We start from the raw sequence: 21,391 nt of genomic DNA on the forward strand, positions 1-21,391 counted from the left end.
AGCAGCCACCACAAAGTCAAACACCACACCGAATGGTCGGTAGAACAAGCACCTCACGGCACCATCACCTGGACCTCACCCGCCGGACACGAATACACCGTCGAACCCACCCCCATCGCACCACCCATCGCACCACCCACCATCCGGTTCGACAACAGACCCACCACACCACCACCCTTCTGACAGGGGCCCCGCCAGATCCAGGAGAGTTTTGAACAGAGGCGCTCCTGCAGCACGGGCAGGGCTCGGCGCGTCAGACGGAGGCGGCGACCGAGCCCGCGGCGGCGGGGAGGTCGCGGGCGAAGCAGAGCGATCCTTCCGAGTGCACGTAGTGGCCGAAGAGGGGGATGCGCGTGTATCCCTCTCGCGTGTAGAAGCGCACGGCGTCGGGCTGGGCGGGGCCCGTTTCGAGTTTGAGCGTCGTGATTCCTCGCGCGGCGGCCTCCGCTTCGAGGGCTCGGAGGATCGCCGTCGAGACGCCGCTTCCCCGCGAGGCCTTCACCACGAACATCCGCTTCACTTCGGCTTCGGACGGTCCGAGCATCCGGAGCGCACCACAGCCCACGGCCGAACCGTTCTCGTCGCGGGCCACCAGGAACACTGCGATGTCGTCGGCTGACGGCTTCACGCCCGGTTCTGTGTCGGCACCGTACCGGGTGTCGAGTTCGTCCCGTTGGGCGCGGCGCAGGGTCTCGCCGTCGGGGTGGTTCCAGTCGGTGGGCAGGATTGTCAGGGTCACAGGATCCATTTTCGCTCATCCTCGAGGCTCCCCCGTCTGCCCCACGCATCGCACAGCCGACCAGCCCGCTCCGCACAGCCGACCAACCCGCCCCAGCACGCGAGGCCGCGCGAGTTTAGGCTGGGTGGGTGAACACCCCGTCGATCACCGTGCGCCGCACCGCAGAGAGCGACTGGGCCGCGGTGCGCACGCTGCGGCTCGAGATGCTCGCGGACACGCCCATCGCTTTCGGCGAGACGCTCGCGGCCGCCGAGTCACTCGGGGAGGCGGCGTGGCGCGAGCGGGCCCGCCGGGGTGAGAACCCGCGCGGTACGGCACTGGTTGCGATCGACGAGAGCGCGGGCGGGCGGTGGGTCGGCACGATGGGCGGGTACCGCGATCCGGTGGGTCCGATGCTGGTGGGCGTCTACGTGACGCCCGACTATCGCGGGCGCGCGTCGGGTGTCACAGATCTGCTGCTCCAGGGCATCGAGGAGTGGGCGCGCAGCGAGTCCGATGCCCTCTACCTGCACGTGCACACGGAGAACGCGCGGGCGATCGCAGCGTACGAGCGCCGTGGGTACATCGCCACGGGAGTGCTCTTTCCGTACATCCTGAACCCGCACCAGCGCGAGATGGAGATGCGCAAGGCACTCTGAGTGCCGAAGCCGGGCTCAGCGGATCCCGCTCCGCGCAAAGCCCTGCACGAAGTACCGCTGGAACACCAGGAACAGCACCACCATCGGCAACACGTTGATGAGCGCGAAGGCCATGGTTCCGCCGTAGTCCGCACCGAACTGGCCCTGCAGGTAGAGCAACCCGATCGGCAGCGTGAACAGCGCGTTCTGCTTCAGAGCGATCAGCGGCCAGGCGAAGTCGTTCCAGGTCTGCAGAAGGCTCATGAAGAACAGCACCGCGATCAGTGGTTTCGAGAGCGGCAGGATGATTCGGGTGAACACCCGCCAGTTGCCGGCCCCGTCCATCCGTGCCGCCTCGATCAGGTCGCGCGGAATGGCGAGGATGAACTGTCGGGCCAGGAAGAGCCCGAACGCCGAGGCGGCCGTCGGCAGGATGACGGCCCAGTAGCTGCCGTAGAGCCCGAGCCCGGTGACCAGCCCGAAGAGCGGGACCATGATGACCTGCACCGGGATCATCAGCGTCGCGAGCGCGATCAGGAACAGCACGGTCGAGCCCCGGAAGCGCAGGTCCGCGAGCGCGTACCCGCCCAGCAGGTTGACGGTCACGGTGATGATCGCCACGCTGACGGCGATCGCGGTCGAGTTGCCGAACCAGGTCGCGATGGGGAAGGCCGCGAACACCCGCTCGAAGTTCGCGAACGTGAGGTTCTCGGGCCAGAGGCGGAGCTCACCGCCGAGCAGGTCGGAGCGGGTCGAGAAGGCGACCACGATCATCCAGTAGAGCGGAAAGATCACAATGATCGAGATGATGACGGCGAGGGCGACGCGCACCATGCGCCAGCGGAGCGTTTCGGTCACGGCGGCTCTCCTAATCGACCAGGTCGCGGGTTCGGCTGACCCGCCACTGCACGGCGGTGAAGACGAGCGTGATCACCAGCAGCACGACTCCGATGGCGGCCGCGTAGCCCTGGTCCCGGGTGACGAACCCGTTGTTGTAGGCGTAGGTCACGAGAACGGATGTCGCGTTCTGGGGCCCTCCGCCCGTGAGGACGAAGACGATGTCGAACACCTGGAACGAGTAGATGACGTTCATGATCAGCAAGAAGAACGACGACGGACCGACCAGGGGAACGGTCACGAACCGAAAACGCTGCCAACCACCGGCCCCGTCGAGCCGGGCCGCCTCGTAGAGCCCGGGGCTGATCCCCTGCAGGCCCGCCAGGTAGATCAGCATGTTGAAGCCCACCCGCCACCACAGTGTCACGATGACCACGGAGGCGAAGGCGGCGGCACCGCCCGACTGCCATTCGACCGCGGGCAGACCGACGAATTTGAGCAGCTTGTCGAGCACCCCGTTGTTCTGGTCGAAGACCAGCACACCGATGAGGGCCGTCGCGACTCCGGAGATCGCCATCGGCAGGATCAGGATGCTGCGGAAGAGCCCCCGCGCCGGCAGCACCGAGTTCATCAGCACGGCCGCCCCGAGGCCGAGCAGCATCGACAGCGGCGTGACGATCGCCGTGAAGAGAGCGGTGTTGATGGTCGAACGCCAGAACACGGGGTCTGTCGCCAGTCGGGCGTAGTTGTCGATCCCGGTGAATGTTCCGGTACCGAATCCGTCGGTGCGCTGGAAGCTGATGACGACAGCCGAGACCAGCGGCACGATGACGAAGAGGCCGAGCAGCAGGAGGTTCGGTGTGAGGAAGGCGTAGCCGGCAAGGGTCTCGCGGGCACGACTGCGGCCGCGGCGCCGGGGGCTCGCCGTGCGGGCGCCCGCTGCGGAGGGGGTACCCGGCGCGGCAGAAGCAGCGGCGGCAGCCCCCGCGCCGAGGCCGACGGCAGCGGTCATGACCCGGCCGTCGCGGCCGCGATCCCCGACGTCATCGCGGCGAGCGTGTCGGATGTGCTCTGGCCGCCGACGAAGGCCTGCTCGAGCTGGTCCTGCAGCACCGTGATGATCTTCGACATCGACGGTGACGTGACCTGCCCGGAGTCCTTGGCCTGCACGCTCGACGCCTGGCCGACGAACACCGGCGAGAGTTCGGGGCGCACCGCGAAGTCGATCCCGCTCGCCGTGAGGTCGGCGCGGGTCGGCAGCAGCGAGGCTCCCGCGCAGAACTGCCGCATCTCCTCCTCCTGGGTGACGAACTGCAGGAACGCGCTGGCGAGCTCCGGGTTCGCCGTGGCCTTGGTGGCGACCAGGGCGTTGCCGCCGAAGTCTCCCGCCGAGCGCACGTTACGGGGGGAGAACGTGGCTCCCCATTCGAAGTCGAGTGTCGACGTAGCATCCGGAACCAGGAAGGCACCCGCCGACACCATCGCCGAGGTCTGGGCGTACCAGATGTCGCTGGCGAGGGTCGTCGACTTGACCGAGTTGTTCTGCGGCACGAAATTCGAGCTGAAGAAGTTCTTCGTGTAGTCGACCGCCTTGCGGCCGGCGTCCGAGTCGATCGCCGGGGTCACGAGGTCGTCGTTCAGGAACGCACCGTCGGATTCGAACAGCCAGCTGAGCCAGCGGGTGACGCCGTTGCCCTGCCAGTTCGCGGCGTACGGATACTTGTCAGCCGGCAGGGATCCGCGGAGCTTCTGCAGCACGGAGCCGAATTCATCCCAGCTCCACGCGTCGTCGAGGGTGGTCGGAATCGAGGTAATGCCGGCCGTCTCGAGGGCGGCCCTGTTGTACAGGATGACCGAGGTGTCGGTGTGGTGGGGAACACCGTATGGGGTCTTCCTGTTCTGCACAGCAGCCCAGGCCGCGGGCGTGAACGCATCGCTGAAGCCTGCGGGCAGGTAGCTACTCAAGTCGAGGAGCTGGTCGCGCCCGGCGTAACTGCCGAACGTGTAGTAAGGCACGCGGAAAATGTCCGGCGGGTTGCCCGCCTGCAGCTGGGCATCGATGTTGGTGAACATCTGGCCGTAGGGAACGGAGTTCAGGGAGACGGTCGCCCCGGCGTTCGCCTGCTGGAACCGGTCGATGGCCGACTTGAAGCCCGCCAGTTCGGCGTCGGTGCCCCAGGTCGTGAAGGTGAGGGTGCCCGTGGCGCCCGAGCCGCCCGAGCCGGTTGCTCCGCCGCCCGACGTGGTCGCGGGGGGCGCGAACCCGCAGCCCGCGAGGAGGAGCGGGAGGGATGCGGCCGCCGCACCGATCAGGATTTGGCGTCGAGTGAGCTCCATGGGGGATCCTTCCGAGTACGCGTGTGCGTGCGCGTGTGCGAGACAAGCAGTCTCACCCGCGCGCCCCGGACTCCGACAGGGCTTGCGCGCCGCGCAGAATCCGTCAGGATGCCGCGGTCAGCTCGCGCAGCTCCGCGAGCGCCATGCGGATGCACTCGGCGAAATCGCCGGGCGGATCGGCGCCCACCCAGGTGTCGAACCCGATCGAGAACACGCTGACCCCGGTGTGGGCAGCGAGCCGAGCCGGAAGGGCCGCGACCCCGCGCAGGCGGAGGGCATCCGCGGCCGCCTCCCCCAGCGCGGACAGTTTGAGCAGCTCCCGCTCCATCAGGCTGGGGTTCGCCGCGAGCAACGCGGCTCGCTGGCAGGACCAATCGCGGTTGCCGCCGATGCGCTCTGCCCCCGCGAACATCCCGGCGAGCACCGCATCGACCGGCGACGCCTCGGTCGGCGCGGCCTCGATCGCTTCCAGCACAATTCGCTGCAGCTCACTCGCACCCCCGAAGAGCACCTCGCGCTTGTCGGCGAAGTAGCGGAAGAAGGTGCGCTCGGTCACCCCGGCCCGCTCGGCGATCTCCGCCGCGGTCGTCTGCTCGAATCCCCGCTCGACGTACAGCTCCATGGCACTCTGCATCAGGCGGCCCTCGGCGCCCGGTTTCCATCGTCCCATCTATCCAGTCTAGCAATCGGGCGAACAAACGATGTCGGTGACTGACATCGCGTGTTACGGTTCTGATGTCAGCAACTGACATGGATGTCCGGCCCACGAGCCGGAGGAATGGAGAACATCATGCGCGTATTCGTCACCGGCGCTTCCGGCTGGATCGGCTCAGCCGTCGTCCCCGAGCTTCTGGATGCCGGCCACACCGTGACCGGACTCGCCCGCAGCCAGGCGTCGGCGGACGCCCTCACCGCGGCCGGTGTCACGCCGCTCGCCGGGAGCCTCGACGACCTCGAGAGCCTGAAGGCCGGCGCAGCCGACTCCGACGGCGTCATCCACCTCGGCTTCAAGCACGACTTCAGCGACATGGCAGGCGCCGGGCGCACCGAGCGGGCCGCCGTCACCGCGCTCGGCGACACCCTCGCAGGCTCCGACCGCCCCCTGCTGTTCGCCGCCGGAGTCGCCGGCCTCACCCCGGGCCGCGCCGTCACCGAGAACGACCCGTCACCCGCGGTCGGCCCCGATGCTCCCCGCGGCGGCGGCGAGAACTTCGCCTTCGAGTACGCCTCGCGCGGTGTTCGCCCCGTCTCGCTGCGATTCGCCCCCACCGTGCACGGCGAAGGCGACCACGGCTTCATGTCGACGATCGCCGGTGTCGCGCGCGATCGCGGCGTCTCGGGATACGTCGGCGACGGGTCGAACCGCTGGGCGGCCGTCAATCGCAGCGACGCCGCCAGGCTCGTGCGTCTGGCACTCGAGCAGGCCGAAGCCGGCGCGATCGTGCACGCGGTGGGAGAGGAGGGCATCAGCGCCCGCGAGATCGCCGAGACCATCGGACGCCAGCTCGGTGTGCCGGCCGAGTCGGTGGCTCCGGATGCCGCAGCCAGCCATTTCGGCTGGATCGGCATGTTCTTCGGGCTCGACATGTCCGCCTCGAGCGTGCTGACCCAGCAGCGGTTCGGCTGGTCGCCCACCCACCCCGGCCTGGTGGCCGAACTCGAGGCCGGCTACTACACCCGCCGCGCGTAGCCCGCGAAGTACTCGCGGGCCTCCACCCCGGGGCCGAACGCCGGAGGCTCGGCCCCGAGACGGAAGGCCGCGGGAACGGCTCGCCCGAACTGGCCGAGCGCCCGTCGCCAGAACACGGTCGGCGAGAGCCCCAGGGCGCGCATCGCGGCACCGTGGTCGACCGCGAGCACGGTGGCCGCACCGACGGCGACGATCCATGCGGCGCCGGCCGCGAGCATCCGCGCCGCCCGGGGAGTGCGCGCGAAACCGGCCCGCAGCTGGTCGATCTGGAACTTCACGTGCTCCACCTCGTCGGTCAGCACCCGGCGCGCCACGCCGTGGATGACCGGATCGCTCGACCGGCTGAGCGCTCCGAAGTACTCCATCGCCGTCGTCTCTGCGATGAGGAACAGCGTCACCTCGGTGCGGAGGCCGAGTACTCGGCGCAGGACGACAAAGCAAGCATCCGACCAGTGCGAGGTCAACCGGCTCTCACCGAACCGTTCCAGAGCGGCGGCGAACAGCGCGGAATGCTTCTGCTCCTCGCCGATGAAGCGGATGAGCGCCGATTCGTACGCGGGGTCGTGGCGGCGTGCTGCCTTGCCGAGCAGCCCCTGGCCCTCACCGCTCTCGCCGAGCTCGAAGCGCTGCAGCGAGCGCGCTATCGCCACCACGTCGGCGGGCGGGAGCAGGCACACCGACTGCCAGGGAATCAGCGCATCCAGCCGATCGTGTCTCGCGGTATTGGCTTCGAAATAGGCGTCCCAGATGCCGAAGTCTGGCGTCTGGAAAGGTGTGGGCGTGGGCATCCGGTCTCCTGTCGTCGGGCAGGTCCTCGGTGGCCGGGTGGCGATCGAGGAGGGCCTGCCATTCACTTGCAGGCCTCAAACTATCGAATATCGATATGAATTGCACGCTTTTCGATATGGAAAGGCGTGGTCAGTCAGAGACAGGCGCGATGACCCCCACCGGTTCGCGCTTCTCGGCCTGGAACCGGTCCTCGGTGCGGCCGGCGGCCCAGTACCCCGAGAGCGACAGCTCCGAGCGCAGCACGCCGCGGCGCTTGAAGACATCGCGGAGCTCCTTCATCGACTCCCGCTCGCCGTGCGCGAACACCTGCGGCCGGCCCGCGAGCCAGTCGGCGCCGTCGACTGCCGCTGCGAGCGTCAGACCGGGGGCGCTGTGGATCCAGACCACCGTCACGTCGGCCGGAACATCCAGAACCAGCTCGTCGGCGGCATCCGTCACCTCCACGAACGCGAGGCCGCGAGCAGTGCGGGGCAGGCGGCGAGCGCAGATGCGATGGCGGGCAGGACGGACTGGTCGCCGGCGAACAGATGCCAGTCGGCAGCGGGATCGGGCGCGTAACCGGCACCCGGGCCGGCAAAGGTCAGCAGGTCGCCGGGCTCTGCCGCAGCTGCCCACGGCCCGGCGAGTCCCTCGTCGCCGTGCACCACGAAGTCGATGGAGAGCGTGCGCGCGACGGGGTCGACCTCCCGCACGGTGTAGGTGCGCGTGACCGGCAGCTCCCCCGGTGCGGCGAACGCGATCTTGACATATTTGTCGGTGGAGTCGTTCGCCTGGAACGCGTCGAACTCGTCGCCGCCCAGCACGATGCGAACAAGGTGGGGGCTGAGCTGCTCGCGGCGCACGACGGCGAGGGTGATCTGCGGGCGCGCAGGGCGCTGGGTCTGGGATGGGGTCGGGGTCGGGGTCGGGGTCGGGAATGTCATCGGCTTGCTCCTTCGAAGTAAGGCAAGCCTGACAAGCCGCCTCAGGATGCCCGGGGTGCCGTGACCCGGCGAACGAGGTCCTCCCAGCCGTCGGCCACCCGCTCCATCGTGACGTTCTGGCTGCGGTTCTCGTAGAGCACCAACGTGGCGTCGAGGCTCGCGAGCAGGTTGAACGCCATCACGGCCGAGTCACCGTCGTAACCCGCCCGGTTCAACAGCATGTGGATGTGCAGTGCGCTCGCCGAGCGTGGGGCCGACGCATATCGCTCGTCCGGGCGATCCTCGGCCGCCCGCAGCAGGTCGCCCTGCACCTCGAGCATCGCGATCCGCTCGCGACCGAAGGCTACGAGACGATCGGTCGGGGACGCTCCCGGCCCGAGTGGTGGTTCGCCGCTCATGAACCGTCGCTGAAAATCGGTCTCGATGTCGTTCACCAGCGCGAGCATGAGCCCGGTTCGGGATCCGAATCGCCGGAAGACGGTGCCCTTGCCCACACCGGCCTCCGACGCGACCAGGTCCATGGTCAGCCCGTCGACCCCCCGCTCGGCGAGGATCCGGCGGGCGGCGGCGATCACGAGGGCGCGGTTGCGCTCGGCGTCGGCACGCGGCGGAACGGCAGGCTCCCCCACGAGCAGAGGCCGTGGCGGCAGCGGCCGGGCATCCATCCCTCGACCGTAGCACCTGGGCCGCGGGGGCCCCGCGAAGAAAAGTGGACAAGCCGGGAATAACCGGACCACAGTCCGGTTGCACCCATTGACACCCCAGCCGCCCTTTCTCAGGAGAAACAATGTCAGACACCTCGATCCTCGTTCTCGTCGGAAGCCTCCGCACCGGATCAACCAACCGCCAGCTCGCAGAGGCCGCCATCGGCGTCGCCCCCGAGGGAGTCGACCTGACCATCTTCGAAGGCCTCGCCGACATCCCGTTCTACAACGAGGACATCGACGTCGAGGGCTCCGTTCCCGCCGCGGCCACCACCTTCCGCGATGCTGTCGCCGCGGCCGACGCCGTGCTCGTCATCACCCCCGAGCACAACGGAACCATCCCCGCCGTGCTGAAGAACGCCATCGACTGGGCCTCGCGCCCCTTCGGCTCGAGCCCCATCTCAGGCAAGCCGGTCGCCGCCATCGGCAGCGCCTACGGCCAGTTCGGCGGCGTCTGGGCCCAGGACGAGGCCCGCAAGGCTCTGACCATCGCCGGCGCCTCGGTGCTCGAGGAGATCAAGCTCGCGATCCCCGGCTCCGTCGTGCGCTTCGCGGAGATCCACCCGAAGGACGACGCCGAGGTCGTCGCCCAGCTCGAGGCCGTCGTGCGTGACGTCGTCGCCGCTGTCTCCGTGAAGGCTGCGGCGTAACCCGCACCCCCGCCTTCACCCCCGCCTCCACCCCAGCGACACTGCGGCCCCGGATGCCCGACCCACGTCGGCGCGCCCGGGGCCGCCTCTGTATCGGGGGATCGCCTGTCCGTGCCGTCACTCTGCTCAGGCAGCGCGCGACTTCACCCGGCCTTAAGCGCGGTCGTGGGCGGCACGCGCGCTGCGCGCGTGGCGGGCTGAAGACCGGCCAACACTCCGACGATCACGGCGACGGCTGGGAACAGGCCCGCCGAATAAAGCGGAAGCACGAACGCCTGGCCACTAACTGTTGTCGCGACTCCCACGACGACCGCTCCGGCAGCCCACCCGGCCAGGCCTCCCACCCCGGACAAGACGATGCACTCGAGGAGAAACTGCCGGGCGATGTGATTCGCGCGGGCCCCGAGTGCCCGTCGCAGGCCGATCTCTCCGCGACGTTCGAGCACCGCGACCACCATGGTATTGGCGATTCCGATGGCGCCGACCAGCAGAGCGACGGCTGCCAGACCGGCGACGAGCACCGACATGCTGTCGTCGACAATGGCCCTCGTCGAGACCAGTGCTGACGGGTTCGACACACTCACAGTGCGAGGGTTGGACGGGTCGACAGTCGGTGCGAGCATCCGGCGAACCGTGTCGAGGCTCTCCGCTCCCACCCTCATCGTCATCGAGATGATGTGCGAGGCGTCGTGATCGGACCAGAGCCGTTGCTCGGCCCAGACGTCACCGAGCAGCACGGAGGTGTCGAGGCCGGCTACCCGCGGCCGTGGGTCGAGGATGCCCGAGACCGCGTACCACTCGGAGCCCACCCAGATGCGCTGATTGGCTTGGTCCACACCGAGAAGACGGGCCGCTTCGTACCCCAGCACCACCTCGGGGAGGGCACGCCCACCCTCGCTGAACGATTCCCCTTGGCCGAACTCTGCACCAACGGCATCGAAGTACCCGGGGTCGACGGCCGCGACCGTCAGCCCGTTCGACTCCCCCGCTGGCACGAGGTCGTTCCGGTAGGCATGCACCTCGCGGGGAACGGACCGGAGAACCGCCACCGATTCGACCGCTGGCATGCGTGAGATCATCGCGGGCGCACTGGAGGGCAACTCGGCGGCCTCGCCGTCGACCCCGGCAACCGGCGTGACGACCACGAGGTTGGCACCCTGTGCGTCGAGGTCAGCTAGGACATCTGCCTGGTTCGATGCCGAGAGCCCCAGTATGGCGGTCAGTGCGGCAATGCTCACGGCGATGCCGAGGGAGGAGAGCAACGACCGCGTGGAACGTGATCGGATACCGCTGAGGGCGGTACGCCAGGCATCGAGGTGTCTGAGGCGTGAGGGAGCAACACACCCTCCCGTTGGAGCACGAAGCTCTCCCATCAGACGCTCCCTTCTGGTTCGGGCAGACAACCGACGCCCGCGGCGTGCGCCGCATCAACCCGTCGCGTCTCGTCGCTCAGAATCCGCCCATCGCTCAGCACGATGCGACGATCCAGTGCTTCTGCGATCTCACGGTCGTGCGTAACCACGACGACGGCCGTGCCTGCGCCGGCGACCGATCGGAGCAACCGCATGACTCTGGCGCCAGAGACGGAGTCGAGCGCCCCCGTCGGTTCGTCGGCAAGCACGAGCGAGGGTTCCCCGACGAGCGACCGCGCGACAGCGACCCGCTGCTGCTCTCCGCCTGACAACTGCGACGGGCGATGTGCGAGGCGAGCACCGAGTCCCACCCTCTCCAAGGCGAGAGCAGCCCGAGAGCGCCGGGTACGGGCATCCGTTCCCGTATAGAGGAGCCCGAGTGCGACGTTCTCGACAGCGCTGAGGGTGGGCAGTAGAAAGAACTGCTGGAAGACGAAACCGACGAACCGTGCACGTACTGCCGAGCGGTGCGCGTCCGTCATGCCCGATACGTCATGTCCTGCAATTCGCACCGCGCCGTGGTCTGCAACATCAAGCGCGCCCATGAGTGCCAGAAGTGTGCTCTTCCCTGAGCCCGACGAACCGACCAGCGCGACGATCTCGCCGGCCCGAACCGTGAGGCTCACATTGTCGACCGCCCTGACGGGAACCGCGCCACCGAAGCTCCGGCTGACCCCGGCGAGTTCGAGGACAGTCTCCGCCTCGATGGATTCGCCGTTCATCCGGGAACCACCACCCTGTCGCCCTCGTGGAGGTCGCCTGCCGTGATTTGTACACGCGAGTCGGCGATAAGACCGATCTCGACGGGCACGGTGCGCGAGCGGGAACCGGCAGGCACGGAAGCGCTTGCCGGAGAGCTGTCGGGGGAGTTGGCAGGAGGGCTGGCCGCATCCACGATCTCGACGCCGTATCCGCCACCGGCCAGCGCGACCAGTGCCGTCACCGGAACCACAAGGGCGTTCTCGGCGCCTCCTGTTCCCACGGTCACACGCAGCGCAGGAAGCCCCAGACCCTCGAGGAGCGACTGGTCGGGGAACTCGACGCGCGCAGTCGGCGTCGTCGTCTTCGCCGGATCAGTCGTGGCCACCCCTTCCGGGTCGAGCGCAGCAATCGTCGCGGGAGTCTCCACGCCGCTCGGCAGCCTGACCGTGACGGCCATCCCGGGGGCCAGTTGCGTCAGCTGCGCTGCCGTCACCTTCATTCGGCCGTGGATGCCCGGCTCCGTGTACGACAGGACGGGGCCTGCCGCACTGGCCCCGACGAGGGCGCTGATCGCGTTGATCCTGACGGCGGGCGCCGAGACCATCACCACGTCTGCCTGTTCGATGACACCGCTCCTCTCCCTGCCGGCCGCCTTCTGCCATGCACGGATCGCCCGTTCGGTCGCCGCCGTGAACGTGTTGTCGATCGTGAGTCCGTCGCCGAAGCCGAGGTCGGCCAAATTCTGCTCCACCTGCTGCACGTCGGGCCCGTCGCTCATTCCGCTCTCGACAGATCGCCAGAGTGGCCGCGCTCCCCGGAACGCGACGACCGCGTGCCCGTCGACCTCGTAGAGTGCCTGCCCGACGCCCACGACCTCACCCGGTTGCGGTAGCCGGGTGAGGGTTCCACCGACCCCGACCAGCACGGTCGGCGCCGAATACTCCAGTGATGCATTCAGGATGAGATGGGCGGAGAGTGTGGTGCGTTCGGCGACTGCGGTCTGACGCGGCGCTTCGGGGCTGCTGCCAGCACCGGCCCATGGCTGCCAGAGCGCGGCAACGAGTCCTCCCCCGAGGAGGAGGCCGACAGCGGCGACACCCGCTATCCGCACAACCGGATGAGTGCTCACTGTCCGGTGCCTTCGGCCGGCTCAAGAGCGGCGAACAAGAGTGAAGTGACCTCCGGGGCCCAGGCTTTGTCGTAGGCTCCGCCGAACTGGGGCATCGCAATGCTGAAGGTCTGTCCCTGACCTGCCTGAGCGTTGGCGTCGACGCTCGGGTCGGCGATCTGGGTGCCCTGCCCGAACGCTGGAGCACACGCCGTGACCACAGCAAGGAACGCTGACTTGGTCGTGCCCTCGGGTACCAGCAGAGTGCCCTCAGTCGCTCCGTCGGGGTCAGGGAAGTCGGAGAGACCGTTCTGCCGCGCGCAGGCAGCAAACGCGCGGCTCTGTTCGATCATCTGGGCCGCGACCACGGGGTCTTCGTCGAAGACTTCGGCGTGGTACTCGGGCAATCGCGCGGAACATGCTTTCTCTGCCTCACCATAGGCACCGTCGGCGGAGGCATCCATGAAGATGCTGGAGTCGCCGCCATCCCCCGCCTCGCCGCTCCCGCCCGGCTTGGCCTCCACGCTCACCCCGACGAAATTCGCATCGTTGACGAACACCCCGTCGATACCTTCGCCGGTGAGGCAGTCGGCGTAGGCCCGGGCGACCTCGGGCGAATTGGCTGGCGCGGATGCAGCGGTCTCGCCCGATGAGCTGCAGCCCGCCAGCGAGAATGCGGCGACAAGTGCGAACGGAACCAGGAGGAGTGGTACGTGTCGGAGGGGTTTCATGACGGAGTTCCTTTTTTTCTGTGGGTTCTCAACCGTTCTAGATGACCGACCAGTGGTAATTTAGCCGAAACTTTCTCATGTTCTTCTCATGAATGGATCGCTAGATTGCTCCGTGTGCTGATAGCCGAAGACGAGACCGACCTCGCCGATTCCGTTGCCGAGGGTCTCCGCGCCGAACGGCACGTGGTCGAGGTCGCCTACGATGGAGCCTCCGCGTTGTCGCTCGCGGAAGCGTTCTCCTTCGACGTGATACTCCTCGACCGCGACCTGCCCCTGCTGAGTGGCGACAGCGTCTGCCGCGCCCTGACCGCCCTGCGGCATCCGGCTCGCATCATCATGGTGACCGCCGCGTCACTACCGGGTGCGAGTGTCGAAGGGCTCGACCTCGGTGCCGACGAATACATCACGAAGCCATTCGGCTTCGACGACCTGCTCGCACGGCTCCGTGCCGTCGAGCGGCGGCAGGCGAGCGCGGCACTCGACTTGACCTGGCGAGACCTCTCCCTCGACTCTGCGGCCCGGCGGGTGACTCGGTCAGGCAGACCGATCGAACTCGCGCCCAAGGAGTTCGACTGTCTGCGCGTACTCCTGGCATCGGCAGGCCGGGTGGTGCCCTTCTCCGAGTTTGCCGATCGCGTGTGGCCCGTGGACTCCGAACCGTCCAGGGGTGCGGTCAAGGCGGTCATCCACTCCCTCCGCAGAAAGCTCGGGCAACCCGACCCTCTCGAGACCCAGCACGGTCTCGGCTACCGGCTGGGACAACCGTGAGCGGTGGTCGGTTCACTGTGCGACCCGGTTTCCGCCTCCGCCTCACGTTCGTGTTCTTCGCCGTCTTCGTTGTCGCGGCCGCTGCGCTGCTGATCATCGAATACGGTGTCGTCTCGGCCTTGTTCGATCGCTCGCTCGCCAACGGGTTCGTCATAACACCGGCTGAGATGATCGATCCGTCCGCGGTGTCCGACCCGTCCGCCACTTCATGGATCGTCCAGAGCGGCGACGGATCGTCGCGCAATTCAGACCTGGTGGCTACCTTTTCGATCGTCGCCGATGCCCAGGCCGCCACCCGGGACGAAGTGCTGAACGGACTGGTTCTGTGGTCGGCGCTCTCGCTCGCCGTCTTCTCGGGCCTCGGCTCCGCGGTCGCCTGGTGGCTGGCGGGTCGACCGCTTCGCCGCATCCGGGACGTGACCGCTCTCGCCCAGAACATCTCCGAACACGACCTGACAGATCGGCTCGCTCTGGCCGGTCCCCGGGACGAGATCCGCGTACTCGGTGACACCTTCGACGACATGCTCGCCCGACTGCAGGTCGCCTTCGAGTCGCAGGGCGTGTTCATCGCGAACGCCTCCCACGAATTGCGGACTCCGATCGCCGTGATTCGAACAAGCCTCGAGGTGGCGCTTCGACGACCGTCCGTCTCCCCGGAGGTGCGAACCGGAATCGAGCGGGCGCTCCGCGCGAACCAGCGGAGCGAGTCGCTGATCTCGTCACTCCTCACGCTCGCTGGGGTGCAGAACGCCGATCGCCCCTCGAAGAGCTCCCAGCGGATCCTCCCTCTGGTGTGCAGCGAGATCGAAGCGTACGCCGGCCAGGCCCTTCTTCGCGACATCGTCGTGCTGAACGCCTGCCCGGCATCGATCACAGCGGTGATCGACACCTCGCTCTTCGAGCTGCTGTTCACCAATCTGTTGTCGAACGCGATTCGCTACAACCACTACGCAGGGTCGATCACGATCGAGTGCGAAGAGCGACCGAATGCCGCGATCCTCGTCATCACGAACACCGGCGACATCCTCGGGGAACCCGTGTCCGACCTGCTGAAACCGTTCCACCGTGGTGCGTCGACGCGGCTCGCCAACCAGATCGGGGGCTCGGTCAGCGTCACGCCCGGGTCAGGCCTCGGCCTGGCCATCGCAACATCGGCGGCTGATTCTTTGGGCGGCACACTGCGCCTCCAGCCACGGGAAGGCGGCGGCATGCGCGCCGAAGTCGTGCTGCCCCGCTTCGAGTAGAACGTTCTCGCGAGCACTCCGCGTACCAGAATGGTCGTACGTGCTCGACAGGAGGTTCCGGATGCTGTTCACCATCGTTCCCGGTAGCGGGAGTTCGGGCCCGGAGCACTGGCAGACACTCTGGGAGGCGGAACTGCCCGTCGCCGTGCGCATCGCACCGCCCTCGTGGGACGACCACGACCCGGCCGACTGGAGCCGGGCGCTCGATGTCGCGGCCGACCTACATGGCTGCGAGCGCGCGGTTCTGGTCGCGCACAGCTTCGGGTGCCTCGTGGCGGTGGACTGGGCGGCACGAAATTCCTCGCGGGTGGCCGGGCTGTTCCTCGTGGCGCCGCCCGACCGGCGCGGCATCGCCAGCGACATCATCACGGGCCTCGACCACACCGACGACATCCGGCTCGTCGTTCCAGCGGAAGTGCTGGTCAGCACTGATGATCCGTACTGTTCGACCGGGCGGGCGCTCGAACTCGCGCGCGCGTGGGGTGCGGTTCCGCGGGTGCTCGGCGCGCTGGGGCACATCAATGCGGCAAGCGGCCTCGAGGCCTGGCCGGAGGGGCGGCGGATGCTCGATGAGTTCGTTCTCACGGCAGCCGGTCGCCCGGCGGTGCCACCCTCGTTCCGAACCTCTCCTCCCCAGAGCGCTTCCTGACACACTTCTCCACAGATCCCGCGGGCAGCCGCCCGGACGGTGGATGACCGGGCCATTCTTCTCGGTATGAACACTCTTCTGGCCGCCACGGCCCACCGAACCCCGCTCACCACCGATGCCCAGATCGAAGACCGCGTGCTCGCCCTGATCGGCACCGCCGGCCACCGCCAGCTGTGGCTGATGTTCCTCGATCACGACGACGACCAGCTGCCGGTCGTGATCCCGCTCGACGATCTGCCCCGGGTACCGGATCGTGCGCAGACCGACGTGCTCGTCGGGCACCTCGCCGGGGTGCTCCATCAGGTGGCGGCAGTGCAGATCGTGCTGGTGTGGGAGCGCCCCGGCAAGGGCAAACTGACCGAGCTCGACCAGGCCTGGGCTCGGTCCATCGCAGAGAACTGTTCCCGTCGCGGGGTGCGCCTCCGAGCACAGCTCCTCAGCCACACCCGCGGCGTGACGATCCTCCACCCCGCGGACTACGCCCTCACGCCGACAGCCGCTTCCAGTACGGGCGGAACTGAATGCTGATGCGCGGGCCGACAGCCTGCTTCGATTTGAGGATGGCGTGCTCGTGCGTTCGCTGGCAGCTGCCGCCCATCACGAGCAGGTCTCCATGACCGACGGGAAACCGCTGCACCTCTCCTCCGCCCTTCGGACGCAGCGACAGGGTGCGCGCCGCCCCGACCGAGACGATCGCCACCATGGTGTCCCGGTTGATCGCCCGGCCGACGCGGTCGCCGTGCCACGCCACACTGTCGTCTCCGGTGCGGTAGAAGCACAGGCCTGCGGTCTCGAAGACCTGGTCTGCCGGGCGGCGGTAGTGATCGTTGAGGTCGTTCTGAGCGCGCTCGAGCACCGGGTCGGGAAACGTCGCCTCCGGACCGAACCACGACACGAGCCGCGGCACCTCGACCACCCTGTCGTACATCTCCCGCTTGTCTGCCTGCCACGGAACGTGCTGCGCCAGGCGCTCGAAGAGCGCGTCGGAGTTCGTCACCCACCCGGGCCGGATGTCGAGCCAGGCACCCACGCCCAGCACGATGCGGCGCACGGAGTCACCGAGCGTCTCGAGTTCGGGCTCGGCGTCGATGTCGTCGAAGAGGGAGGACTGGAATGCGATGCTCATCCCGCCAGCCTACAGACATTCGAACATGTGTTCTAGAGATCCGCGCACAGGCGTAAACAGCGGGCGTCGAGTCGGGGGGAGGGGTATCGCCCGGACCTCCAGTGGGATAGACCGGAGGAATGACGAACCCCGGTTCCGACCGACCACCCGACCTCGACCCGACAAAGGTCACGAGCCAACCCTCGCTGACCACGTCGACGGGTCGCATCTGGCTGGTCGTCGGCGGCCTCTTCGCCCTGATTGCAGCCGTGATGCTGTTCGCGCTGATGTCGTTCGCCCCGCACGGGCTCGCGGCGGTCGCGCTCGTGATCGTCGTGCTGCTCTACGTCGCGATGGTCATCACGCAATTGCTCACCCGCCGCGGACGACCCCGGCTCGGCATCCTTGCGGCACTGATGATCCTGATGGCCCTCGTCGCACTCGGCAGTGTGCTCGTTCTCGCCGCATCCCAGACAACCACCTAGAAGATCCCGGCAACGCCCGAAGGAAGGTTCCCATGAACACCCCCACGACCTGGCCGCACCTCGAACCGCAGAAGCTCGAAGGCGAGGAGCTCCGGCGAGTCGATGCCTGGTGGCGTGCTGCCAACTACCTCTCGATCGGGCAGATCTACCTGCTCGACAACCCGCTCCTGCGGCAGCCGCTCAGCCGGGACGACATCAAACCGCGCCTGCTCGGGCACTGGGGCACCACCCCGGGGCTGAATTTCGTCTACGCACACCTCAACCGCATCATCCAGCAGCGCGACCAGGCCACGCTCTACATCACCGGGCCCGGCCACGGCGGCCCTGGGATGGTCGCAAACGCCTGGCTCGACGGCACGTACAGCGAGGTCTACTCCCCCATCACGCAGAACGAGAAGGGCATGCAACGACTCTTTCGTCAGTTCTCGTTCCCGGGCGGCATACCCAGCCACAACGCACCGGAGACCCCGGGTTCCATCCACGAGGGAGGCGAACTCGGGTATTCGCTGTCCCACGCCTACGGTGCCGCATTCGACAATCCGAATCTGCTCGTCGCCTGTGTCGTCGGCGACGGCGAGGCCGAGACGGGCCCGCTTGCCACCAGCTGGCATTCGAATACGTTCCTGGATGCCGCCCAGGATGGCGTCGTGCTGCCGATCCTGCACCTCAACGGCTACAAGATCGCCAACCCCACGGTGCTGGCCCGGATGCCCGAGGAGCAGCTTCTCGCCCTGATGCGCGGCTACGGGCACAACCCGCACCTCGTCTCCGGTGGATTCGACGGCGAAGACCCACTCCTCGTTCACGAACGGATGGCCGAGACCCTCGACCTCGTGCTGAACGAGATCGCCGACATCAAGCAGCAGGCCGCCGACGGAACACTCGAGGGCACGCCGAACTGGCCGATGATCATCCTCCGCACCCCGAAGGGCTGGACGTGCCCGGCCGAGATCGACGGCCTCCCCGTCGAGAACACCTGGCGCGCACACCAGGTTCCGCTGGCGAATGCGAGGGACACCGAAGCGCACACGCGCATCCTCGAAGACTGGATGCAGAAGTACAAGCCCGAGGAACTCTTCGACGAGTCGGGCAAACCTCTCGACTTCATCACCTCGCTCGCACCGGCCGGCGAGCTGCGCATGAGCGCCACCCCGTTCGCCAACGGCGGCGTGCTGCGAAAGGAGCTCGACCTGCCCGACTTCCGGAAGCACGGCGTCGAGGTTCCCTCCCCCGGGGCGACGAGCGAATCGGCGACCCGGATCCTCGGAGACTGGCTGGCGGGGGTGATCGAACAGAACCCTGACAACTTCCGGATCTTCGGGCCCGACGAGACGGCATCCAACCGCCTGCAGGGTGTCTATGCAGCCACCGACAAACAGTGGAACAGCGCGATCTGGCCTGTGGACGAACACCTCGCCAGAGCCGGGCGGGTCATGGAGATGCTGTCGGAGCACCAGTGCGAGGGCTGGCTCGAGGGCTACCTGCTGACCGGGCGGCACGGTCTGTTCAACTGCTACGAGGCGTTCATCCACATCATCGACTCGATGGCAAACCAGCATGCGAAGTGGCTGAAGGTCTCCCGTTCGATTCCCTGGCGACGATCGATCTCCTCATTGAACTACCTGCTCTCGTCCCATGTCTGGCGCCAGGACCACAACGGTTTCAGCCACCAGGATCCCGGGTTCATCGACCATATGGTGAACAAGAAGGCCGATGTGGTGCGCATCTACCTTCCGGTCGACGCGAACACCCTGCTGTCGACCTACGACCACTGCCTCCGGTCGGTCGACTACATCAACGTCGTCGTGGCGGGCAAACAGCCCGCTCCCAACTGGCTGACGATGGACGAAGCCGTCGCGCACTGCACCCGGGGTCTCGGCATCTGGGACTGGGCCGGCACCGAGGTGCAGGGCGAGGAGCCCGACGTCGTGCTGGCCTGTGCCGGCGATGTGCCCGCCCTCGAGACGCTGGCTGCGGCGGCCCTGCTCCGCGAGCATCTCCCCGACCTCGCGGTGCGCGTCGTGAACGTCATCGACCTGATGCGCCTGCAGTCCGCCACCGAGCATCCGCACGGGCTGCCCGACCCGGAATTCGACACGATCTTCACCACCACGAAACCCGTGGTGTTCGCCTATCACGGCTATCCGTCGCTCATCCACCGTCTGACCTACCGGCGCATCGGTCACAACAACCTGCACGTGCGCGGCTACAAGGAGGAGGGCACGACGACAACGCCGTTCGACATGGTGATGATGAACGACCTCGACCGGTATCACCTGGTCATCGACGTGATCGATCGGGTTCCCGGGCTTGCCGTGTGCGCAGCCACGCTCCGCCAGCAGATGCAGGATGCCCGTATGCGCGCCCGGGCATACACCCGTGAGCACGGGGAGGACATCCCCGAGGTGGCCGAATGGAGCTGGGGGCGGGGCGGTGGCGTCGGCATCTCGCAGCAGAGCACGACGGCCGACGACACCGGCGACGACAACGCGGTCGCGTAGCGCAGCCCGGTTGTGGCTCAGCGAGCGGAGGTCGCCGGCCGGCGCCGCTCGCTGAGAGCGCCGACGACACCGAACACGCCGACCACGAGCGCCGCCCACGCTGCGACCTCGAATGCGCTGTAGGCCGAACCGCGGTCGATCGCGGCTCCGACCACGGCGCCGCCGAGCGTGACCCCGACCGAGAGCCCGATAGAGGGCCAGGTGAGCGCTTCGGTGAGCCGGGAATCTTCGACCAGCCCGGCGATGAGCGAGGTGCCCGAGATCAGCACCGGAGTCGTGACCAGCCCCGCGACGAAGATGAGGCTCGCGAGCGCGACCGGCGTCTGGAGCACGAGCAGGCACGGCACCACCACCGTGTAGGCGAGCGTCGCCACGAGCACCCGGCGGGCCGGTGCCCAGCGGGCGCTCAGCGGCCCGAACGCGAACCCCGCCACGACACTTCCGGTGGCAAAGACAGCCAGGATGACACCCGTGAGCCACGGCTCCCCCGCCTGGCGGGAGATGCTGATCGCTCCCACATCGACCGAGGCGAAGACCACCCCGACTCCGAGGTAGACCGGCAGCAGTCCGAGCACACCGGCGGGCAGGCGGAAGCGCTGCCGCAGAGGCAGAGGCAGAGCAATCGCAGGCGGCGGGACCGGCACCACCGGCGGCATGGTGCTGCGCTGCATCCACAGGGCGACCCCTCCGACCAGCGTCACGAGCACCCCCGCCGTGAATCCCGCAAGCGGTCCCGCTGTCGCGGCGATCAGCGTCACGGCGGGTGGGCCGACCACGAACACCAGTTCGTCGTTGACCGCCTCGAGAGCGAGCGAGGTGTGCCGGCTCTCATTCGACTCCAGCACTCGACGCCAGCGCGCCCGAACGAGAGAACCCATGTCGAGGGAGCCTGCCCCGAGCGCGAACGCACACACGAACCAGCTCCATACCGGGGCTCCGAGCACGATCGTCAGGGCGAGAGCCGCTGCCGCGACCACGGTGGCGGCGAGGCTGACCGGCAGCACCAGGGCCTGGCCCCGCGCATCCGCCGCCCGCGACCACAACGGGCCACCCACCGCGATACCGAGCACGATGGTTCCGGCAACGGCGCCTGCCAGAGTGAAGCTGCCGGTCTGCGCGGAGATGAGCAGGATGGTCGCGATTCCGCTCGTCGAACGGGCGAACCGACCGAGCCAGCCCGCAAGCGTGAACTGCCACGATCCGGGCACGCCCAGAATGTCGGCATACGACCCGAACACGCGCAGGCGCTCCCGCGGGCGCTCCCCCCGGCGCAGTGAATCCGACGAGACCAACGAACCCTCACCGCCCTGCCCCGAAGGCAGGTGAGCCTGCCGGCCACTCGGGGCCACGGCTCCAGTTTAGACGACAGGCCGTTCGGACGGCGGGCGAAGTAGAGTTGA

General features: G+C 67.9%; 24 protein-coding genes and 1 pseudogene. 10 read left to right on the forward strand and 15 right to left on the reverse strand.

Translation table 11 applies throughout. The features are described 5' to 3' along the window. Positions 1–183, forward strand: a pseudogene (locus B7R22_RS19405) (HNH endonuclease); the annotation flags it as partial. Between the two features lie 70 nt (positions 184–253). Here the strand turns inward: B7R22_RS19405 and B7R22_RS00005 are convergent. Next, the gene (locus tag B7R22_RS00005; RefSeq protein WP_116409794.1) at positions 254–748 is read right to left on the reverse strand and encodes a GNAT family N-acetyltransferase; all 495 of its coding nucleotides are present in this window, start codon (positions 746–748) and stop codon (positions 254–256) included. Between the two features lie 119 nt (positions 749–867). Here B7R22_RS00005 and B7R22_RS00010 point away from each other — a divergent pair, with 119 nt between their 5' ends. Further along, entirely contained in the window at positions 868–1,377 is a 510-nt protein-coding gene (locus B7R22_RS00010; protein WP_253258785.1) for a GNAT family N-acetyltransferase, read from the forward strand. Between the two features lie 15 nt (positions 1,378–1,392). Here B7R22_RS00010 and B7R22_RS00015 read toward each other — a convergent pair whose 3' ends face one another. The 4 genes from B7R22_RS00015 to B7R22_RS00030 form a co-directional block, all read right to left on the reverse strand. After that, positions 1,393–2,214: a carbohydrate ABC transporter permease gene (locus B7R22_RS00015; RefSeq protein WP_253258786.1), complete on the reverse strand. Its 822-nt coding sequence runs from the start codon at positions 2,212–2,214 to the stop codon at positions 1,393–1,395. A 10-nt stretch (positions 2,215–2,224) separates the two neighbouring features. Further along, positions 2,225–3,205, reverse strand: coding sequence for a carbohydrate ABC transporter permease (locus B7R22_RS00020; protein WP_116409795.1), 981 nt, complete (start codon positions 3,203–3,205; stop codon positions 2,225–2,227). Then, positions 3,202–4,530, reverse strand: coding sequence for an ABC transporter substrate-binding protein (locus tag B7R22_RS00025; protein WP_116409796.1), 1,329 nt, complete (start codon positions 4,528–4,530; stop codon positions 3,202–3,204). The genes B7R22_RS00020 and B7R22_RS00025 overlap by 4 nt, the downstream gene beginning before the upstream one ends. A gap of 103 nt (positions 4,531–4,633) precedes the next feature. Continuing rightward, a complete protein-coding gene (locus B7R22_RS00030) occupies positions 4,634–5,200 on the reverse strand; it encodes a TetR/AcrR family transcriptional regulator (protein WP_116409797.1) in 567 nt (188 codons plus the stop codon). Positions 5,201–5,320: 120 nt separating this feature from the next. Here B7R22_RS00030 and B7R22_RS00035 point away from each other — a divergent pair, with 120 nt between their 5' ends. Beyond that, complete coding sequence (locus B7R22_RS00035; RefSeq protein WP_116409877.1) at positions 5,321–6,220, forward strand: SDR family oxidoreductase; 900 nt, start codon at positions 5,321–5,323, stop codon at positions 6,218–6,220. On the opposite strand, the gene B7R22_RS00040 is transcribed toward B7R22_RS00035, so the two are convergent. The 4 genes from B7R22_RS00040 to B7R22_RS00050 all read right to left on the reverse strand — a co-directional run bounded on the left by B7R22_RS00040 (position 6,202) and on the right by B7R22_RS00050 (position 8,597). Next, positions 6,202–7,008 (reverse strand): ferritin-like domain-containing protein, encoded by an 807-nt coding sequence (locus tag B7R22_RS00040; protein ID WP_116409798.1) that lies wholly within the window; start codon positions 7,006–7,008, stop codon positions 6,202–6,204. The genes B7R22_RS00035 and B7R22_RS00040 overlap by 19 nt on opposite strands. A 130-nt stretch (positions 7,009–7,138) precedes the next feature. Continuing rightward, positions 7,139–7,447 carry a siderophore-interacting protein gene (locus B7R22_RS20385; RefSeq protein WP_437184117.1) on the reverse strand — a complete coding sequence of 103 codons (309 nt, stop codon included), beginning with the start codon at positions 7,445–7,447 and terminating at the stop codon, positions 7,139–7,141. Next, on the reverse strand, positions 7,444–7,932 hold the full coding sequence (locus tag B7R22_RS20390) for a siderophore-interacting protein (RefSeq protein ID WP_437184118.1): 489 nt from the start codon (positions 7,930–7,932) through the stop codon (positions 7,444–7,446). Before B7R22_RS20390 ends, B7R22_RS20385 begins: the two co-directional genes overlap by 4 nt. A 41-nt stretch (positions 7,933–7,973) precedes the next feature. Then, positions 7,974–8,597 carry a TetR/AcrR family transcriptional regulator gene (locus tag B7R22_RS00050; RefSeq protein WP_116409799.1) on the reverse strand — a complete coding sequence of 208 codons (624 nt, stop codon included), beginning with the start codon at positions 8,595–8,597 and terminating at the stop codon, positions 7,974–7,976. Between the two features lie 122 nt (positions 8,598–8,719). Here B7R22_RS00050 and B7R22_RS00055 point away from each other — a divergent pair, with 122 nt between their 5' ends. Further along, positions 8,720–9,286 (forward strand): NAD(P)H-dependent oxidoreductase, encoded by a 567-nt coding sequence (locus B7R22_RS00055; protein WP_116409800.1) that lies wholly within the window; start codon positions 8,720–8,722, stop codon positions 9,284–9,286. Between the two features lie 143 nt (positions 9,287–9,429). On the opposite strand, the gene B7R22_RS00060 is transcribed toward B7R22_RS00055, so the two are convergent. The 4 genes from B7R22_RS00060 to B7R22_RS00075 all read right to left on the reverse strand — a co-directional run bounded on the left by B7R22_RS00060 (position 9,430) and on the right by B7R22_RS00075 (position 13,239). Next, complete coding sequence (locus B7R22_RS00060) at positions 9,430–10,548, reverse strand: ABC transporter permease (RefSeq protein WP_172582122.1); 1,119 nt, start codon at positions 10,546–10,548, stop codon at positions 9,430–9,432. A gap of 110 nt (positions 10,549–10,658) precedes the next feature. Next, positions 10,659–11,420, reverse strand: a complete 762-nt coding sequence (locus B7R22_RS00065) for an ABC transporter ATP-binding protein (protein ID WP_116409802.1) — start codon at positions 11,418–11,420, stop codon at positions 10,659–10,661. Next, entirely contained in the window at positions 11,417–12,529 is a 1,113-nt protein-coding gene (locus tag B7R22_RS00070) for a peptidoglycan-binding protein (RefSeq protein WP_116409803.1), read from the reverse strand. Before B7R22_RS00070 ends, B7R22_RS00065 begins: the two co-directional genes overlap by 4 nt. Beyond that, positions 12,526–13,239: a hypothetical protein gene (locus B7R22_RS00075; RefSeq protein WP_116409804.1), complete on the reverse strand. Its 714-nt coding sequence runs from the start codon at positions 13,237–13,239 to the stop codon at positions 12,526–12,528. Before B7R22_RS00075 ends, B7R22_RS00070 begins: the two co-directional genes overlap by 4 nt. A gap of 114 nt (positions 13,240–13,353) precedes the next feature. On the opposite strand from B7R22_RS00075, the gene B7R22_RS00080 reads away from it, so the two are divergent. The 4 genes from B7R22_RS00080 to B7R22_RS00095 all read left to right on the forward strand — a co-directional run bounded on the left by B7R22_RS00080 (position 13,354) and on the right by B7R22_RS00095 (position 16,428). Further along, complete coding sequence (locus B7R22_RS00080; protein WP_147305253.1) at positions 13,354–14,007, forward strand: response regulator transcription factor; 654 nt, start codon at positions 13,354–13,356, stop codon at positions 14,005–14,007. Between the two features lie 17 nt (positions 14,008–14,024). Continuing rightward, positions 14,025–15,251: a sensor histidine kinase gene (locus B7R22_RS00085; protein WP_147305254.1), complete on the forward strand. Its 1,227-nt coding sequence runs from the start codon at positions 14,025–14,027 to the stop codon at positions 15,249–15,251. A gap of 40 nt (positions 15,252–15,291) precedes the next feature. Continuing rightward, positions 15,292–15,900 carry an RBBP9/YdeN family alpha/beta hydrolase gene (locus B7R22_RS00090; protein ID WP_216363337.1) on the forward strand — a complete coding sequence of 203 codons (609 nt, stop codon included), beginning with the start codon at positions 15,292–15,294 and terminating at the stop codon, positions 15,898–15,900. A 66-nt stretch (positions 15,901–15,966) separates the two neighbouring features. Beyond that, positions 15,967–16,428: a hypothetical protein gene (locus B7R22_RS00095; RefSeq protein ID WP_116409808.1), complete on the forward strand. Its 462-nt coding sequence runs from the start codon at positions 15,967–15,969 to the stop codon at positions 16,426–16,428. Here B7R22_RS00095 and B7R22_RS00100 read toward each other — a convergent pair. Continuing rightward, complete coding sequence (locus tag B7R22_RS00100) at positions 16,385–17,026, reverse strand: alpha-ketoglutarate-dependent dioxygenase AlkB (protein ID WP_116409809.1); 642 nt, start codon at positions 17,024–17,026, stop codon at positions 16,385–16,387. The two genes, B7R22_RS00095 and B7R22_RS00100, sit on opposite strands and share 44 nt — an antisense overlap. Positions 17,027–17,145: 119 nt before the next feature. Between B7R22_RS00100 and B7R22_RS00105 the strand changes: the two genes are divergently transcribed. Together B7R22_RS00105 and B7R22_RS00110 are read left to right on the forward strand one after the other, a co-directional pair. Next, the gene (locus B7R22_RS00105) at positions 17,146–17,490 is read left to right on the forward strand and encodes a hypothetical protein (protein WP_116409810.1); all 345 of its coding nucleotides are present in this window, start codon (positions 17,146–17,148) and stop codon (positions 17,488–17,490) included. Positions 17,491–17,522: 32 nt separating this feature from the next. Next, on the forward strand, positions 17,523–19,991 hold the full coding sequence (locus tag B7R22_RS00110; protein ID WP_116409811.1) for a phosphoketolase family protein: 2,469 nt from the start codon (positions 17,523–17,525) through the stop codon (positions 19,989–19,991). Between the two features lie 17 nt (positions 19,992–20,008). On the opposite strand, the gene B7R22_RS00115 is transcribed toward B7R22_RS00110, so the two are convergent. Further along, complete coding sequence (locus tag B7R22_RS00115) at positions 20,009–21,340, reverse strand: MFS transporter (protein ID WP_147305255.1); 1,332 nt, start codon at positions 21,338–21,340, stop codon at positions 20,009–20,011. Between the last annotated feature and the right edge of the window lie 51 nt (positions 21,341–21,391).

This window comes from Subtercola boreus (genome assembly GCF_003399635.1).
Taxonomy (GTDB): domain Bacteria; phylum Actinomycetota; class Actinomycetes; order Actinomycetales; family Microbacteriaceae; genus Subtercola; species Subtercola boreus_B.